Raw genomic sequence first — 2,134 nt, forward strand, 5'->3', positions numbered from 1 at the left:
CCCGCGATAACCAATCTTTGGCAACAAGCTAGAGCCTTGCGACAATCTGTCTATGACTGGGGACAATCCGTTACCCGAGAAGCCCAAAATATTGCTCGCAATTGGACAAAATCCTTGGAAGAAACTATTCGCCATGTCTGCGACCCAAAAGCCACTAAGGCAAAAGATACAGGGGCATCTCCTAAACCTATCAGCTTTGGAGGGGGAGGAGTTGCCAGCTGGGATAGCACGGCTGGCACAAGTTCCCGTTATCAGTCGAATGCTTCTGTCAAATCGAAAGCCAAAAAAGGTAGCTCCAAACGCACAAGTGGTTCACATTATGAAGTGAACCTAGGTGGTGCTGCCAGTTGGAATGGTACTTCTAGCACAAGCAATCAACCACAAAAAAGTAGTAAAAAAGGACATACATTTGATCCAAGCGGTCTGAAAAATCTTTCGTCAGGGAATATTCAAGCACTCGCAGGGATATCAGGTGTACTGGCAGGACTATTAGGAGGACCAGTGGTTGGGTTTGCGACTTATGGAGCTGTTAGCTCAGGTCTAACAAGTTATTCTAATGGTGACAAGCCATTAGATGTGGCAATGAACACAGCAGGCGGTGCTTTACAAGGTTATTTTGTTGGTAAGTATGTTGAAGCTGCATATATAGCTGCCAGTGGAGCAGTAGCTGGGTTAGGAGTACCCACGCAAGCTGAAAAACCCTATGGTCCTCAACCAGCTAGTGGACCATTAGAACCCTTGAAACCCTATGGTCCCCAACCAGCTACTGGGAACCTAGAACCGTTAAAACCTCTTCCTAATTCAGCGAATATGACCCGTGTTGGACGTTGGATGTCACCGAATGAATATAGTAAGATGCTTGAGACAGGGAAAGTGCAGATGTCTAAAGAAAATATAACTCATGTTGCAAATCCAGCTAGCATAGATGCTTTCAAGGCTTCAAAAACAGGAACTCTTTATGTAGAATTTGATGTAGAATCAAGTTATTTAACACAAGGTGGTGAAGCTAATTGGGGAATTATCAATTTTCCAGGCTCTTTACAAGATAGATTGAATCAATTTAAAGGTTTAGAACCAATTGAAGAAATACCTTCCGCAACGAATATTGAAATTATTGGAAAGAAATAATATGGACTTTAATAGAAAAAAACAAATAGTAAAAGATTTTATTATTACCTTGACTAAGGTTCCAGAAGTATTGGTAGAAAATACCGTTGATGAAAAAGATGTGTATAATGTATACATCACGACTTCTTTAGGGGTAGCACAGATATTTATAACGAGCAAAAGTGATTTTGCTCCTTATAAACATATGTTTATCGGGATAGGAAAAATTGAATATAAAGAAATAAAATATTGGTATGATAAAAACGATGACGATGAGATAGAGTTGACAAAGCAGTTGGAATTTATAAAGAATGAATTATTGTAGCTTCAAATAATTCTTAATTATGAGAGCACGAAGCGTTTAGTTCGAGGAAAAAAGTAATAGGATCTTATTTTGACTGGTCTAGCTAACTCTTGTTTTCATGGTGCTGTAGGCGATTGAGCTAGTTATCGAGGACTATGAAAACGCTGGCGATAATGTATCGTTTTCCGTCCTCTCTTTCCTAGCTCCCCGCCCACCTATGGAGCTTCTCTCCATAGGTGTTTTCTACATCACCACTATGCTTTTAAAAGTTGTCATATAAAAGCAAGATAAGGAATAAAACTGCCCTCTATTTACTTTATTTGTAAAAATATAGAAAGATAAATAAAATTTTTATTATGTAGAACATGTTACATCATATACTGATTATCTAAATCAAGTAGAGACCAAGAACAGGCAACCCATTTGCCTACAATGGGGAAGCTCGTGACATCACAGGACTAGATTACCTCAGAACAAGGTATTACGACAGCCAAGTAGGGATTTTCCTTACAGAGGATTCCTATCAAGGTGAGTTGACGGATCCACTCAGTCAGAACCGTTACAGCTATGTTCATAACAATCCAGTCAACTACACCGACCCGAGTGGGCATTTCCGCCAAGCAAGGCGATTCAAACCTGCCAGAAGAGGTGCTAGTCTAGGTGCGACTTTTAGCAGAAGCATGGCTCAGATCGTACGGAGCATTGGAAATACTGTTTTAGATA

3 protein-coding genes are annotated in these 2,134 nt (G+C 40.1%); all 3 read left to right on the forward strand.

Translation table 11 applies throughout. From position 1 onward, the window contains the following. Window positions 1–1,128 (forward strand): TreTu family toxin (locus ACVPON_RS09340; RefSeq protein WP_462878357.1); only part of this gene is annotated, 1,128 nt, incomplete at its 5' end. A 1-nt stretch (window position 1,129) separates the two neighbouring features. Next, window positions 1,130–1,432, forward strand: a complete 303-nt coding sequence (locus ACVPON_RS09345) for a hypothetical protein (RefSeq protein ID WP_462878358.1) — start codon at window positions 1,130–1,132, stop codon at window positions 1,430–1,432. Window positions 1,433–1,860: 428 nt separating this feature from the next. After that, the coding region (locus tag ACVPON_RS09350; protein WP_462878359.1) for an RHS repeat-associated core domain-containing protein at window positions 1,861–2,134 on the forward strand (274 nt) is incomplete at its 3' end.

The sequence above is a fragment of the Streptococcus sp. 1F3 genome (assembly GCF_054968985.1).

What these genes read in the sequence shown, in the direction of transcription:
- ACVPON_RS09345 (WP_462878358.1), top strand. Translation starts at nt 1,130, where the DNA reads ATGGACTTTAATAGAAAAAAACAAATAGTAAAAGATTTTATTATTACC.